This window comes from Balneolales bacterium ANBcel1 (assembly GCA_029688905.1).
Taxonomy (GTDB): Bacteria; Bacteroidota; Rhodothermia; order Balneolales; family Natronogracilivirgulaceae; genus SLLW01.
This window is the reverse complement of record JARULB010000002.1, coordinates 406915-421968: the sequence shown is the minus strand read 5'-3', so window position 1 is coordinate 421968 and position 15054 is coordinate 406915. Positions and strand designations below refer to the sequence as shown.

The 15054-nt window shown below is 49.8% G+C and carries 12 protein-coding genes; 6 read left to right on the top strand and 6 right to left on the bottom strand.

Annotation, left to right across the window (positions count from 1 at the left end; all coding sequences use genetic code 11):
- Positions 1–509: 509 nt before the first annotated feature.
- Positions 510–3356 carry a T9SS type A sorting domain-containing protein gene (locus QA596_03915; protein MDG5766602.1) on the top strand — a complete coding sequence of 949 codons (2847 nt, stop codon included), beginning with the start codon at positions 510–512 and terminating at the stop codon, positions 3354–3356.
- 248 nt (positions 3357–3604) lie between these two features.
- Here QA596_03915 and QA596_03910 read toward each other — a convergent pair whose 3' ends face one another.
- The 3 genes from QA596_03910 to QA596_03900 form a co-directional block, all read right to left on the bottom strand.
- Positions 3605–4651: a sugar phosphate isomerase/epimerase gene (locus QA596_03910; GenBank protein ID MDG5766601.1), complete on the bottom strand. Its 1047-nt coding sequence runs from the start codon at positions 4649–4651 to the stop codon at positions 3605–3607.
- 197 nt (positions 4652–4848) lie between these two features.
- Positions 4849–4989 (bottom strand): hypothetical protein, encoded by a 141-nt coding sequence (locus tag QA596_03905; protein MDG5766600.1) that lies wholly within the window; start codon positions 4987–4989, stop codon positions 4849–4851.
- Complete coding sequence (locus tag QA596_03900; GenBank protein ID MDG5766599.1) at positions 4982–6148, bottom strand: Gfo/Idh/MocA family oxidoreductase; 1167 nt, start codon at positions 6146–6148, stop codon at positions 4982–4984. The genes QA596_03905 and QA596_03900 overlap by 8 nt, the downstream gene beginning before the upstream one ends.
- 798 nt (positions 6149–6946) lie before the next feature.
- Between QA596_03900 and QA596_03895 the strand changes: the two genes are divergently transcribed.
- The 4 genes from QA596_03895 (at position 6947) to QA596_03880 (ending at position 11051) form a co-directional block, all read left to right on the top strand.
- Positions 6947–7771: a ThuA domain-containing protein gene (locus tag QA596_03895; GenBank protein ID MDG5766598.1), complete on the top strand. Its 825-nt coding sequence runs from the start codon at positions 6947–6949 to the stop codon at positions 7769–7771.
- Positions 7768–8406, top strand: coding sequence for a YceI family protein (locus QA596_03890; protein MDG5766597.1), 639 nt, complete (start codon positions 7768–7770; stop codon positions 8404–8406). Before QA596_03895 ends, QA596_03890 begins: the two co-directional genes overlap by 4 nt.
- Before the next feature lie 137 nt (positions 8407–8543).
- Positions 8544–9554, top strand: coding sequence for an SUMF1/EgtB/PvdO family nonheme iron enzyme (locus tag QA596_03885; protein MDG5766596.1), 1011 nt, complete (start codon positions 8544–8546; stop codon positions 9552–9554).
- Between the two features lie 141 nt (positions 9555–9695).
- On the top strand, positions 9696–11051 hold the full coding sequence (locus QA596_03880) for a Gfo/Idh/MocA family oxidoreductase (GenBank protein ID MDG5766595.1): 1356 nt from the start codon (positions 9696–9698) through the stop codon (positions 11049–11051).
- A gap of 21 nt (positions 11052–11072) precedes the next feature.
- Here QA596_03880 and QA596_03875 read toward each other — a convergent pair whose 3' ends face one another.
- Positions 11073–12182, bottom strand: a complete 1110-nt coding sequence (locus QA596_03875; protein ID MDG5766594.1) for an FAD:protein FMN transferase — start codon at positions 12180–12182, stop codon at positions 11073–11075.
- Between the two features lie 323 nt (positions 12183–12505).
- On the opposite strand from QA596_03875, the gene QA596_03870 reads away from it, so the two are divergent.
- Positions 12506–13291 carry a DUF1080 domain-containing protein gene (locus QA596_03870; protein MDG5766593.1) on the top strand — a complete coding sequence of 262 codons (786 nt, stop codon included), beginning with the start codon at positions 12506–12508 and terminating at the stop codon, positions 13289–13291.
- Here QA596_03870 and QA596_03865 read toward each other — a convergent pair.
- Positions 13266–14066 (bottom strand): WbqC family protein, encoded by an 801-nt coding sequence (locus QA596_03865; protein ID MDG5766592.1) that lies wholly within the window; start codon positions 14064–14066, stop codon positions 13266–13268. The genes QA596_03870 and QA596_03865 overlap by 26 nt on opposite strands.
- Before the next feature lie 270 nt (positions 14067–14336).
- Positions 14337–14636, bottom strand: a complete 300-nt coding sequence (locus tag QA596_03860) for a HigA family addiction module antitoxin (GenBank protein ID MDG5766591.1) — start codon at positions 14634–14636, stop codon at positions 14337–14339.
- Positions 14637–15054: the final 418 nt, after the last annotated feature.

The window sequence follows — 15054 nt, the reverse complement described above, 5'->3', positions numbered from 1 at the left end:
TAATTATAGCCCTGATTGCCAAATAATCGGCCACGGATGGTTCATGTGTTTAAAACTTTTAGATTTCGCTTACGCGTTTCACTGGGCACTTCGTGATCTTCGATTCGCTTACGCGTTTCACTGGGCACTTCGTGATCTTTGATTCTAATAATGTCAGATAGAATTCCATGACCGGTTTTTTTAATCATGCGCCCGTGTACCCTGACGCCAGTCCGGTCATGTTCATTTTACAGGTCTGATTACAAGTACATGGTAGAATTGCATAAAAATAGCACAAAACGGGGTCAAAGAAAAAAAACTGCCAGCCCATCGGCATCATCACAGGCAATGACCCCGGATACCGGCGCCCCTGCTCCGGCCGGCCGCAAAATGAGGATCATTTTGGATGGGATCGCTACCCGAACGCACAGATCCCGGCCCCCCTGCCGCCCCCGCCCAAAAAGACAATGGCAACAAATTCGGGAAAGCCCTATCCTGCCCAAAGTCAACTATTATCAAACCAAAGTGTTATGAACGAAGTCCACCGGGCAGTTACGACATACGGGGGGATCCTGACGGCCGTTTTACTTGGTGCACTCTGCCTGGCGGCCGGCGATGCGTACGGACAGCACAGCGGCACCCGAAGCGCGGTTACCGGCAGTGTGAGCAATGTTGGCGGACAAGGTGTCGCGGGCGCGGGGGTGCATTTGGTGGATCAGGTTTTGAACGATACGCTGGCAACAGCTCAGAGCGGACCGGATGGCATGTTTGTTTTGGAATACGATTCCGATGTTGGCCTGGCCCGTCCGTACCCCAATCCTACGCTGGATGTGGCGCATATCGTAGTAACCAGCGGCGGGGGCAACAAGAGAGTGGGCGTTTATGACGTTCTGGGCCGGGAGGTATTCGGTGGCGATGTTGAATTTGGCGAGGGGAACAACAGGGTCACCGTGGGCCCATTCCCGGGATCCGGGGTCTACCTGGTTAACGTTCGCGGAGAAGGAATCAACGAGACGGTCAAATTAACCAGCCTGTCGGCAGCAAGCGGTTTTGCCATTACGGTAGCCAGCCAGGGAGGCAGCGGTGGCCCGAGCAGCCTGTCGCTGGTTGTGGATGAAAGCGAAAACTACAAAGGCGTGATTAAGCCTGTCCGGTTCGGCAGAAATGTTAATGAATCCATTACCCTGAAGGACCAGCTGTTTGAAGCGACCACCCGCGGCCGCCTGCTCGATGCCGCCGGAGCCGATGTACAAGGCCGAGTGGTGACCTCGTATGCGGAAGCCGGGTATGACAGACAGGTTCAGGGGAGCTTTGAGTTTTCCAGAGACGTGGCCATGCGCCTGAAGGGGGATCCGGTGACCTACGCGTTTTCGGCCGATGGGTTTACCGACGCTTTGGAGAGGCGCCGCTTAAAGGATGTTGTGGATTTGGGCGATGTGGCTCTGGGCGATGAGTATTTTGAGATGGTGAGTAAAGGACATTTGGTGGATGTTGATGGCGGGGATATTCATGGCCGCGTTGTGATTTCGTATGCAGATGTGGCGTTTGACAAGCCGGTTCAGGGGAGCTTTGAGTTTTCCAGAGACGTGGCCATGCGCCTGAAGGGAGAGCCGGTAGTCTACGCGTTCTCGGCCGATGGATTTGAGCCGGCCGCCACAGAGCACGTGTTAAAGGAGCGCCTGGAGCTTGGTGATATCGTTCTTGTGAGGACGGCTCCCCGGGTAAGTGTTTCAGCGCCTGCTGTTGTTGATTGGTTCAGCGGAGACTTTAATATTAGTGCGAGTAGTCCTAATGAGTTGGATAGTCTTGCTTTAGAGGTAGACGGTAGTGTTTATGGTTGGGATGTTAGTGGCAATGATGTTAGTAAAGATGTGAGTCATGTTTTTGAGGGTACTGGCAGTCTTCCTTATACTGTTAAGGTTTTTGATGCTCACGGTACTAAAAAGGTTTTAGAAGACTTTGTTAATGTCCGCGATAGGCACGATTTTAGGGTTCAAGCCAGAGGATTCTTTGGTAAAGAACCCAATCCTTACGCGAGTATCGAAGCAAGACATTTGGAGAGTGGCAAGGATACTTTGTTGGTGGCTGATGAGGGGGGTGTTATTAGGGCTTCTATTCCAAGGGGTAATTATGTTTTTATGCTTGGTGGTGGTGAGGAGGCCAGTAAGGATGGTGATGGTATTCCTGGTATGAGCGAGGTTAATCGTTTATTAGTAGAATATGATAACCATCCTGCTCCTGCTATGTACTGGCACGGCGCTGAAAGAAATGGAACGCCTATAACGTACTTGGTTAGTGGTTATGGTCCTGGTGAGTTGGTGCATGAGCGTGTTAATTCTAGTAATGTTCCTGTTTTGTTCAGGCATGTTGGTGATTTCAATAGTCATTTGGAGACTGTTGAGAATGTTTTTGATGTGGATACGCATGGTTATTTTATTGATGAGTGGAGTCGTATTAGTAGGCCTATTCTTGCGGATCCTAGGGAGCTGGGTTCTGTTAGGTATTCTGCTGTGGTTTTGCCTGATGCTTCTGTGGAGCAGGTGGTTGTTTTTAATTTGGGTAATTCTGCTTATGGTAGGGGTTGGAGCGTAGCAGGGGCTGCTGGTAATGATGTTCCTAGGGAGGATCATCCGGATGGTGGTTTGTATCTTCCAGGCAGTGTTTGGAGTGAGGAGGAGTTGGCTAATTGGGAGATTTTTAAGGAGGATATAGGGGGTGTTTTGGAGGATAGTTTGGATATTAATCCTTATAGTATTAAATTTGTGGAAGATTATGCGGAAAACCTCACGGATTTAGGTTATGTTAATGATTTTGGTGGTTTTGGGGCTTATATGACTATTGCGGATAATGTTATGTATGTTGGTAGGACTAGAGGGGGTGGTATTGAGAATTCTCGTTCTCGTTCTGTTATTAAGGATGGTTATGCTAGTGCTCATAGGGTTATGGAGGCTAGTTATTTCTTTGTTAGTGGTAGTTTGCCTAGTTGGTATACTAATGAGTTGCGTCATTTTTTCAGTACTACTCATGAGCCGAATCCTGGTATTTGTAGCGTTAAGGATCATCTTATTCATCCCGCGTTTAATAATCCTAGTCCTCCAGATTATTGTGCTGAGCGTATGGTTTCTAAGGAGGACGAGGACGGTGTTGCTCGTAGTGGTAATCCTAAGGATTTTATGGTTTGGATGGCTAGTGCTGGTTATGCTAGTTTTATTCAACAGCAGGTTAATGGTCAGTTTGCGCGTCCTGTTTGGGAGGGTGATGCGGAGAAGATTAACTATCTTATAGAGAATGATGAGTGGGACATGGGTAGGTCGGGTTCGGCTTATCCAGGGGTTCATTATAGTGGTGCTAACTTGATGTTGAACAAAGAAGAATAGCGACCTGGTTAAACCTTCAATAGGTACACGCTCTTAAAGAATGCAGCAAGCATTCTCTCCAGCACAGATTATTGCAAAAACAAGGCCGCTGGCAGATTGAATCTTATATTCAGGCATCCTCCAAGTTGACGAACCTTTAGGTACAATCAAGCGATTCCCATCGGTACGGCGTCGGTTACCTGGTGCGCCGGACTTCATCAGACGCAATTATCAGAGGTCTCCGAAGGGTATCCGGAGACCCCCGTTTTTTACATCAATCCCAGTACTTTTTTATTCAGCGACTCATCGGCACCGGACCCGGCGAAATCGTCAAATGCTTTTTCCGTTTTGTGGATAATGTGATCGGCGATAAAGGGCGCTCCTTCGGCGGCTCCCTGCTCGGGGTGTTTCAGGCAGCACTCCCACTCAAGCACCGGCCATCCATCGAAATCATATTGAGCCATTTTACTGAAAATGGCTCGAAAATCAACATCGCCATCGCCCAGTGAACGAAACCTTCCGGGACGCTCAACCCAGCGTTGATAACCGCCATACACTCCGGCACGACCGTTTGGCCGCAGCTCGGCATCTTTGACATGGAAGAGTTTTATTCTTTCGTGATAGATGTCAATGAATTCGACATAATCCAGCATTTGCAGCACAAAATGGCTCGGATCATAGATGATATTGACTCGACTGTGATTTCCGGTAGCCTCCAGAAATCGTTCAAACGTTACGCCGTCATGGAGATCCTCGCCCGGATGCAATTCATAGCAGACATCAACCCCGTTCTTGTCAAACTCATTCAGGATAGGCAGCCAGCGTTTGGCCAACTCATTGAAGCCGTCTTCGACCAGTCCCGCTGGACGCTGGGGCCAGGGGTACATCGTGTGCCATAACAGTGCGCCGGAAAAGGTAACATGTCCGGTGAGCCCAAGCCGCTTGCTCGCCCGGGCGGCCATCATCATCTGGTCTACCGCCCATTCCGTTCGGGCTGCCGGCTTGTTGTGCACCTCTTTCGGTGCAAATCCATCGAACAATGTGTCGTAGGCCGGGTGAACCGCAACCAGCTGCCCTTGAAGATGCGTGGACAAATCCGTTATCTCCAGGCCGGCTTCATTGACAATACCCTTGATTTCATCTGCATAATCCTGGCTTTCCGCCAGTTGTTTCAGGTCGACACAACGCGGATCAAATGTTGGAATTTCCACACCCTCATAACCCAGTTTCGCAACCCATGAACAAATGGACTTCAGGGAGTTAAACGGTTCGTCATCGCCCATAAACTGGGCCAAAAAAATTGCTGGTCCTTTCATATTGTACCTCTGTGGTTTGGCTTGTCAATAGCGGAAAAGCTGGTTTCCGTTAATTAAATTGGTCGTGTTGCCGTATCGCTGTCCTGCTTCGCTTTTTAAACAGATGAACCGAAGGTCACGAAGTGCTATGATCATGACCGGGCCGGTGCCAGGCACACAGGAGCATGAAAAAAACGGTCATGTCATTCTATCGGACATTAGAATCGAAGATCACGAAGTGCCCAGTAAAACGCGTAAGCGAATCGAAGATCACGAAGTGCCCAGTAAAACGCGTAAGCGAATCGAAGATCACGAAGTGCCCAGTAAAACGCGTAAGCGAAATCAAAAAAATTAATCACCTGAGAAGGGCGTCCATTTCCGGTCACTGTTGCTGGAAGCAATCACGGTCTCAATAAACTTCATACCCCTGAGCCCATCGTGAACGGTCGGAAAATCAAGATGCTCCGTCGCGGGTTTGTTTCCTCCCTGATGCTCCCGCAATGCCATGGCAAAATTTCTGTAAATATTGGCAAAGGCTTCAATGAATCCCTCCGGGTGGCCGGATGGGAGCCTGGAGTTACTCATGGCGGCATCACACAGGTACCCGCCGTGGTCAAGGCCGGTCCGATACCGCTCGACTGGGCGGTCGAGATGTTTTACCAGCAGCGTGTTAGGCTCCTCCTGACGCCACTCCAAACCCTTTTTATCCCCATACACAAAAATCTTAAGCGGATTCTCTTCACCGACGCTGATCTGGCTGGCGTGCAAGACCCCTCTGGCACCGTTTGAGAAACGGAGCAAAATATTGGCATCATCGTCCAGTGACCTGCCTTCGACTACCGACCCCAGGTCGGCGCAAATATCCGATATCTGGAGTCCCGAAATATATTCGGCGAGATTTTCTGCGTGTGTACCGATGTCGCCCAAAGCACCGGCGGGCCCTGCTTGTGCCGGGTCGGAGCGCCAGGTGGCTTGCTTGTTTTCCCCTTCCAGTTTCCTGGAGAGCCAGCCCTGGGGATATTCAACGACAATTTTCCGGATCGTGCCGAGATCTCCTTTCCGGGCCATCTCACGGGCCTGCTTCACCATGGGATAACCGGTGTAGTTGTGGGTCAAGGCGAACATCAAACCGGTCTTTTCAACCAGAGAAACCAGTTCTTCCGCTTCAGCCGTACTCACGGTCATCGGTTTATCACTGACGACATGGAAGCCGTTTTCAAGGGCGGCTTTGGCTACGGGAAAATGGACATGGTTGGGTGTCACGATAGATACAAAATCCATGCGTTCGCCTTCGGGGAGCGCTTTCTCTTTGGCAATCATCTCCTCGTAGGAAGAATAAACCCGGTCATCCGGCAGATAAAGGGATTCTCCGGTTTTTCTGGAGTTTTCCGCATCTCTGCTGAATGCGCCGCATACCAGTTCAATTTCTCCATCCATGATGGCGGCTTTCCGGTGGATGTCTCCGATAAATGCACCGAGGCCTCCGCCGACCATTCCCATTCTCATTTTCCTTTTCATAATGCCAATAGTTTAGTTGCTATGAACATGGACCGGGCCGGCGCCAGGGCATACAGGCGCATGGATGAAACCGATCATGGAATTGCACGAGTCCACGTAATTTAAATTTTTTAAACAGACGTATTATTTCGATACAGGAAGAGACGCATTAGCTCAACAATCTGCAGTAATCATCTTCCGCCACACAATACACTGAAACAGAACGCCAAACCAACATAATGAATCATCCAGAATTGTGCTTGCATAGCAGTGGATAAGATGAAATGAACATAACCGGACTGGTATCTGGACACAGGCGCATGATTAAAACCAGACGTGCATCTCCCTGTATCCGCTTAACCTAAAACGTTAAATATCCTCAACGTGCCGGTCAGCTTCCGGGAACGAGCAAAAAATGAATCATGTGATTTTGTAAAAAAATGTTCGGATCGAAAATAAAATTTCACTTAATGATAGCCAATCAATAATTTAAAGGCGTTTGATCAAAAATCGGAAGCGGAGCAGTAATTATCCACAATACCATTACCAATCGAATGTAGCTGGGGCAGGAGGTCCAAAGCTTCCGGGTGTTTTTCGAATGTTGCATCACACAGATTTTAATTTTGAAAAGAGCATGACCGGTCTGGAACCTGGACCAACTGGCGCATGATTAAAACCGGTCATGGAATAGCATGTGTCCGTTTAATCAAATTTTTTCTAACACATGAACCATCCATGGCCCAAAATTTGGTCACACAGGCGAGTGATTAAATCCATGGATGCTGCATGAGACATTCTGAATCTGAAACTTTCTAACACATGAACCAAAAAAAGTCACGTCGCAACTTTCTAAAATCTTCGATTGCAGGCGGTGCCGGATTGCTCATGGCGCCGGGGAGTTTGCTTGCCGGGAAATATGCCAAAGCCGATGATCAGCCGGCTCCGTCCCTGGAGGGTAAAAAAGTTCTCTATGTCTATGGTGGATGGGAAGGACACGAGCCGAAAGAGTCGGTCGATCTTTTCGTACCCTGGATGCGCTCGGAAGGCGCCGATGTAACGGTGTCGGATACCCTGGATGCATATCTGGACGAGAGCCTGATGGAATCGCTCGATCTGATTGTCCAGATTGTCACGATGAGCGAAATTACCCAGGACCAGGAGAGGATACTTCTCAAGACCATCAAAAACGGAGCCGGCATTTCAGGCTGGCACGGCGGACTGTGTGATTCCTTCCGTCAAAATACAGAGTATCAGTTTATGACAGGCGGCCAGTGGGTTTCGCATCCCGGAAATATTATTGATTACCGGGTAAATATTGTTGATCATACCGACCGGGTTACGCGGGGTCTCTCTGATTTTGATGTGCATACGGAGCAGTACTACATGCATGTGGATCCGAATGTCAAAGTGTTGGCAACAACTCGCTTTTCCGGCGAGCACGCCCCCTGGATTGACGGTAGTGTGATGCCGATTGCCTGGAAAAAGTATTATGGGGACGGCCGGGTATTCTACTCGTCTTTGGGTCACACCATGGATGTTTTTGATGTTCCGGAGGCGTGGGCAATTCAGCAACGCGGAATTCGCTGGGCCGCTGAAAGTAAATATCATCCCTATGAGGAGTGGATTAGTCCTGTGTATAAATGAAAATGATTATTACATCCCTGCTGCTCTCTTTGCTTCTGTTTATGCCGGCTGCAGTTTCGGTTTCCGCCGGTGATGGCGCGGAAAACCGGAGTACGGTGTTCCGGATTAACGATGTCAGTTTTACCCTCACCGGCACCTCAAATGTCAGGGACTGGGAAATCACGTCAGACACCTTTTCCGGGGTTGTTCGTGAAAGCGCTTCTTTTTTTCAGGCCGATGTGGAGAATGGCAATCCGGATACCTGGTTTGATGAAGTTCATGTGTCGGTCCCTGCGTCTTCGCTGGATTCCGGCATTGGTGCGATGAATCAGGCGATGCATAGTACATTGAAAAGCGATGAGCATCCGGAGCTGTCGTATGAGCTTGAAGAAGTCAAGGCGATAAGTGTCGGAGAAGCTGACCGCGAATATGTGCTGGTCATCCGGGGTGTTGCCCAGGCTGCCGGAGCATATCACCAACTGGAACATGAAGTAACAATTTCATCAGATAATCCGGATCAATTTGTGGTTTTTGGTGAGTTTCAGGTCAGGTTTGCCGATTTTGATTTGGAGCCGCCCAGCTTTATGAGAGGCGCACTGAGAACCGATGAAGATGTACTGGTCAGCTTCCGTTTTACCATGGTTCGGGATGAGTGACGTTTATGCATCCCATGCAGCCTGATGGCGAATCCGGCGGCATTTGAATTGCAAAATATTTGGACACTGTAACACAAAAAAGATTAATGGGAAACACATTATTTTCCTCTGTCTGGCTTTCGGCCGCTTGCTGTTTTTTGCTTTTTCTGGTAGTCATTCCCGGATGCGCGACCTTTCAGGATCGTTCCGGGGATGCAGCGGAAGGTGAAGGTTATGCGGCATCGGAAACGACTTTCTCCGCATATAGCCAGGAGATTCCGGGAACCGATGTGGAGATAGCGATGGTCCCGGTAGAGGGAGGGACTTTTCTGATGGGACGTTCATCCGATGAAGATGGAAAAGAGTCCCACGAGGGTCCGCAGCGAGAGGTTGCCGTTAACTCCTTCTGGATGTCCAGTCACGAGATAACATGGGAGCAGTACAATCTGTTTGCCCAGGAGGTTATTGACAAAGAGATCGGCAATGAAGTTCTCGAGCGGTTTGGGATTGAGGCCGATGCGATTACCACGCCATCGCCTCCGTATGGCGACGGAGCCTTTGGAATGGGCGAAGACGGGCGCCCGGTTATCAGCATCACGCATTATGCCGCCGTAGTTTATGCGATGTGGCTGACGGCCAAAACCGGAGAGTTTCACCGGTTGCCTACCGAGGCGGAGTGGGAATATGCCTGCAGAGGCGGCACTTCATCCACCTATTATTTTGGCGACGATCCGGATCAACTGGATGATTATGAGTGGCATTGGGGGAACAGCAGTGGAAGCTACGGAAGGGTTGCCGAGAAGAATCCCAACCCATTCGGGCTTTATGATATGATGGGTAATGTGGCTGAATGGACCATGGATGAGTTTCATCTGGATTATCACGAAAAGCTGGAAGGAGAGGTCGCGGATAACCCGCTGTTCCTTCCGGATGTGCTCTATCCCCGGGCTGCAAGAGGCGGATCATGGCGAGATGATGCCGAAGATATCCGGTGTACCCATCGGCGTGGTTCATCACCAAGGTGGAGTCGGGACGATCCCCAGATTCCCAGGAGCATGTGGTGGCATACCAATGCTCCCATGGTTGGATTCCGCATCATCCGGCCAAAAGAAACGCCATCCCGGGAAAAAATGGAGAAATACTGGATTATGCCGGTCCTGGATATGTAATCTTATAACCTGATGCCCTGACATTATGAATCAGAAATAATAAACAGTTGAGACACCCATGGCCGGTAAATCGGCGACTCAGGCGAGTGATTAAGACCATGGATGCTGCATGTGACATTGTGAATCTGAAAAATTAAAAACATGAAAAAAACGGACACCGACTTATCAAAAGGATTTACCAGACGTGATTTTATCAAAGCCTCATCCGTCACTGCAGGAGGGTTGATGCTGGGTTCATTGCCGATCGGGGCATCCGCCTATGCGGCCGGAAGTGATACCATCAAAATAGCACTCATCGGATGCGGAAGTCGTGGTACCGGTGCCGCTTTTCAGGCTTTGGATGCAGACCCCGGCGTCAAACTGGTTGCCATGGCCGATATCGTGGAGGATCGTCTTGATGAAAGCTATAATAACTTGTTCACAAGGTTCGGGGGAACGGGAAGGTTCGATGTTCCGGAGGATCACAGGTTTCTTGGCTTTGACGGGTACAAAAAAGCCATCGATCTTGCTGATGCCGTGCTGTTGACTACTCCGACCTATTTCCGCCCGCTCCATTTTGAAGAGGCCGTCCGAAAAGGAAAGCATGTGTTCATGGAAAAACCGGTCGCCGTTGATGCCACGGGTGTCCGAAGGGTGATGGAGGCCGGTAAAGCAGCGGAGGAAAAAGGCTTGAACGTGGTAGTGGGGTTACAGCGCCGTTATGAACTGATGTACCGGGAGCTTGTGCAACGAATAAATGATGGAGCGATCGGTGAAATCATATCCGGACAGGTGTATTGGAATCAGGGCCCGTTTTTTATCCGGCACCGACAGCCCGAATGGTCCGAGCTGGAACATCAAATCAGAAACCACTTTCACTTTACCTGGCTGGCCGGAGATCAGGTGCTTGATCAGCTCATTCACAATATCGATGTAGCCAACTGGCTCCTTGGCGAGTATCCGGTATCAGCCCAGGGAATGGGGGGACGAGAAGTGCGGACCGGCAAGGAGTATGGTCAGATTTTTGATCACAACTTTGTGGAGTATACCTATCCGAGCGGAGTGGTTATTGCAGCTCAATGCCGACAGCAATCAGGCTGCTATCATTTTGTAGGCGAAAACTTTCAGGGTACCAAAGGGCACTTGGCAACGGCGGGATCATTGAGGGGCACCATCCGTGACCGGCAGCATAATATCAGGTTCCGGTATGATGACGAGTATGATCCAAGTCCTTACCAGGTGGAACATGATGAACTGTTTGCAGCAATAAGATCGGGCAAAACCATCAACGACAGTGACTGGGGTGCCAAATCCTCCATGAGCAGCATTATGGGTTTCATGGCCACGTATTCGGGTCAGTTCCTCCAATGGGATGAGGCGTTACAGTCCAAAAAACGGATGTATCCGCACCACGATGTTGATCCTGAGGATATGAACTGGGATACGCCACCGCCTGTAATGCCGAAAGAGGATGGCTATTACCCGGTACCGGTTCCCGGCCAAACTGAGGTGCTTTAATGAGCAGTCAATATTGAGGGGCTATTTCTCCCGGAGTTCTCTGAATGTTTCCGATGCTATTGAGAGTACCGTACCGTCGGTTTCCGCCACTTCGATATAGGCCGCGTAACCCGTTTTTTTGTTGATGAGATCCAGCCCCTCTGATATGGGTAAGATGCTCAGTGCAGTGGAATAGGCGTCAGCCAGCATCCCGGTTCCGGCAATCACCGTGACGGTCCGGCGTTCGGTAATGCCCAGGCCGGTTCCCGGGTCAATAATGTGGGAGTATCTTGTTCCGTCAATTTCAACAAACTGGAAAAGATCCCCCGAAGTGCTCAGAGCCGTATCAGTAAGCGTCAGCAGAAACGGTTCGGGGTCGCCGTCTTCGTTATGGGCCGAAACGGCAATTCGCCATCCATCGGTGCCGGGTGGTGCAGCGCCGATGACCATATCTCCGCCTGCATCAATCAAAACCGATGTAATTCCGAAATGATACAGCACTTTCTGCATCTCGTCGGCGGCATAGCCCTTTGCAATTCCGCCCAGGTCAAGCTTCATGCCGGGCTTTTCAAGCATCACTTTTTGACGGGAATCATCCAGATGCACGTGCTTGTATCCCACCGAACGGGCCGCTTCCCGGAGCGCCTCTTCACCGGGCAGTTGGGGGTGATCATCCCTGCGCATCTCCCGCCACAATCTGACAAAGGGGCCGGCAGTGATATCAAACGCGCCGCCGGTTTGTTCCGCTACCATTTGTGCCGTGTGCAATACCTCAAACAGCGGCCGGCTGACCGGCACGTACTCACCACTCCCGGCCGTCGCTGCAAGTTGGTTCAGCTCGCTGTCTGACTGATAATCGCTCATGATTTCATTCAACTCATCGACTCTGCGGAATGCCGAGTCGGCGGCGGCCGATGCGAGCGAGTCGCTGGATGCATAGAGCACGATGCGAAACCTGCTCCCCATATGGGGTGATGTGAACTGATAACGTTCTTTGTTTTGAATGCGGTCTTGCGGTTCCTCAAATGAATGGAATGCCGGGGTCGGGGAAATCCACCCGCTGATCATCAGGAGCGCCGTGGCGACTGCAATCGGGGCAGAGAAGTGAGTTACACCCTTGATAGAATAATTTGGATTCAGAAACGCTTTCATGTATGTTTTTGCATTCGAACCATGACTCTAAAGGGGAATGCGCCGAAATTGTGTCCGATAATAAATTTGGGAAAATGCTATCTGGAACTGATGAAACTCCGGATTATTCCATCAAAAATAAATGCGTCGTGTGAGGATTGCCAATATAAATGAACATGACCGGGCTGGCTTCTGGACACAAAGGCGCATCACTAAAACGGTCATGTCATTCTATCTGACATTAGAATCGAAGATCACGAAGTGCCCAGTGTAACGCGTAAGCGAATCGAAGATCACGAAGTGCCCAGTGTAACGCGTAAGCGAAATCAAAAATTTCTAAACACATGAAAAAAACTGTGCTGCTGTTTCTGATACCCTTTCTATCGGCTGCTGTTGTCTGCGGGCAGCAATCCGATGAAATAACCGATCCGGAAAAAACCGAAATATGGGAACCCCAACCACCGGTAGTGGAACCTGTTGATGTACATGGTGAACCACCGGCTGATGCGATCATCCTATTTGACGGTACCTCTCTTGACGGGTGGATGTCGAGGGATGGTTCGGATGCGGAGTGGACGCTCGGGGATGGATATATGACCGTAAAGCCCGGAACCGGTGATATCATAACGCGGCAGGAGTTCCGTGATATTCAGCTTCATCTTGAGTTTCGCGCACCGGCGGAGATTGATGGTGAAGGTCAGGGTCGTGGTAACAGCGGCGTATTTCTGCAGGATCGGTACGAAGTGCAGGTGCTGGATAACTGGAATAATCCCACCTATTCGAACGGCATGAACGGCAGTGTTTACAAACAGCACATCCCGCTGGCTAATCCGGCGAAACGTCCGGGTGAGTGGCAGACCTACCAGATATTTTTCAAATCACCCGTTTTTGATGAAGACGGTGAGGTTGAAAAGCCGGCACGGGTCACGGTAATGCTGAATGGCGTACTGGTTCAGAACAATGTCGAAATTTTTGGAAATACGCGCTATATCGGTGCTCCTTATTACGAAGAACACGGCCCGGCGGGAATCCGGCTTCAGGATCACAGCGATTATGTCAGTTTCCGAAATATCTGGGTCCGTGAACTGGATGAGGAGATTCGATTCAAGGATGGGATCTGGCGGGATTGACCTGAATGGCTTCCAGAACCTGCCACGTTTCCGGACCGTATTCAAACAGCACATCCAGCACACCGCATCCCGGAACAAATCCCGGGAAATGCTGTCGGTATTCCGGAATTTGGAAATCAGGCTGACTCGCGTTGGGATGGGGTTTTTGATAGTTCCGGCTGTTGGGCTCCTGCCAGACTTTTGTTTCGGGTGAGACGGATGGAGATTTGTGCGTCGTATCGTTTGGGCGGACAGACTCTGAGCTGCGATCTGAACGTGATGTGGTTGCACCGGGTGCAAGCTCGCCGGCCCATGTTGGAAACTTCGGGAGCTGCAGATAGATCCATTGCCGCTGCATGAGGTGCCGCACCGCATCCAGAAGCAGCTCGTAATTGGCGGCACTTTGCAGATCCGCGCGTATTTCCGGCTCGTAATAATCAAAGTAGAGGCTGTTCCGATAGTTGAACTCCAGCGCCTGGAGATGGTGCTGCAGCCAGGGGCGCCGGTCGTCAATTCGCACACGGTTGATGGGTTTGCGCCGGTCTTCGGTTACGACGGGGAGGGAGAGCCACTGGTGGCCGTCAGGTGTCCGGATTTTTGTCCGGTGTACCCGGCTTTTTCGAGAGAACAGGTGCCGGTCGTCCAGAATCACACGGTCGGCATGGAGTGCCCGCGCCATCCAGGCGAGATCCGGAGAGTATCCCGGCAGCAGGAGTGCTGTAACCGGGGCAGAAGGAGTGGACGCGTTGCCGGATGATTTGGCCGACAGACAATCGTCAAGGGGATTGCGAGTCATGATTTTTTGTAAGTCGATTTTGAGCTCGCTCAATAAGAGGAACAATGGTATCAATATAACGGCCAAAGTTGTGCGGCGCGGCGTTGATGTTGAAATTGAGCAAGAGAGAAATTCGCGTCCGCTTGAAATTTCTTGTTAGAGCGCGGTTACTATAACAAGATTTATTAATGGCTTATGGCAAAGATCGAAAATATGGAATCAAGCTAACGGCAATCCGTTTGAGGTGCATTGGTGGTTTACTTACTTCGACCCAAAAAAGTATTCTCTCTGTTATACCGCATCCTTATGAAGTGATTTAATCTCGCTGAGCTCGGCTTTTTTCGATTCTCTTTCCTCTTCAAGGTCGTAATCGTCTTGTAATCCAAGCCAAAACTTCGCTGATACTCCAAAATACTTACTCAGCCGTAAGGCCGTATCTGCGGTAATACGGCGTTTACCATTTATGATTTGGGAGAGCCGTGTTTGTGGAATGTTCAAATCCTTCGACAACCTGTATGCCGATACGCCCAACGGCTTCAGAAATTCATCGAGTAAAATCTCTCCAGGATGTACATTCGATAACTTTTCCATAATTCGTTCCTTTTAGTGATAATCCATGATTTCTACCTCACTGGCGTTACCTTCACTCCATTTGAAGACAATACGCCATTGATTGTTGATTCGGATACTGTAAAACCCATACAGATTACCCGACAACTTTTCAAGCCTATTCGAGGGGGGTACCGTCAAATCACTGATAGTTTGTGAGTTGTTGAGCATGCGTAATTTTCTGCGACCAACATTTTGGATGTCCAGGGGCATATTATTTACCCTTTTACCAAACCAAATTTGCTCCGTCTGTTTTGATACGAAAGATACAATCATGATCCTATACGTTAGTAACGCGAAAGATAAGTATTTGTTTGGACCAATTGAAATTCTTCGTTAAATCACAAACAAGTCTTCAGGTATTGGGCGAAAATGTTTAAGGGATGGAGGGGTAGACAAG

Coding starts and splice junctions, on each gene's coding strand:
- QA596_03915 (MDG5766602.1), top strand. CDS start 510: ATGAACGAAGTCCACCGGGCAGTTACGACATACGGGGGGATCCTGACG.
- QA596_03910 (MDG5766601.1), bottom strand. CDS start 4,651: ATGAAAGGACCAGCAATTTTTTTGGCCCAGTTTATGGGCGATGACGAA.
- QA596_03900 (MDG5766599.1), bottom strand. CDS start 6,148: ATGAAAAGGAAAATGAGAATGGGAATGGTCGGCGGAGGCCTCGGTGCA.
- QA596_03895 (MDG5766598.1), top strand. CDS start 6,947: ATGAACCAAAAAAAGTCACGTCGCAACTTTCTAAAATCTTCGATTGCA.
- QA596_03890 (MDG5766597.1), top strand. CDS start 7,768: ATGAAAATGATTATTACATCCCTGCTGCTCTCTTTGCTTCTGTTTATG.
- QA596_03880 (MDG5766595.1), top strand. CDS start 9,696: ATGAAAAAAACGGACACCGACTTATCAAAAGGATTTACCAGACGTGAT.
- QA596_03875 (MDG5766594.1), bottom strand. CDS start 12,182: ATGAAAGCGTTTCTGAATCCAAATTATTCTATCAAGGGTGTAACTCAC.
- QA596_03870 (MDG5766593.1), top strand. CDS start 12,506: ATGAAAAAAACTGTGCTGCTGTTTCTGATACCCTTTCTATCGGCTGCT.
- QA596_03865 (MDG5766592.1), bottom strand. CDS start 14,066: ATGACTCGCAATCCCCTTGACGATTGTCTGTCGGCCAAATCATCCGGC.
- QA596_03860 (MDG5766591.1), bottom strand. CDS start 14,636: ATGGAAAAGTTATCGAATGTACATCCTGGAGAGATTTTACTCGATGAA.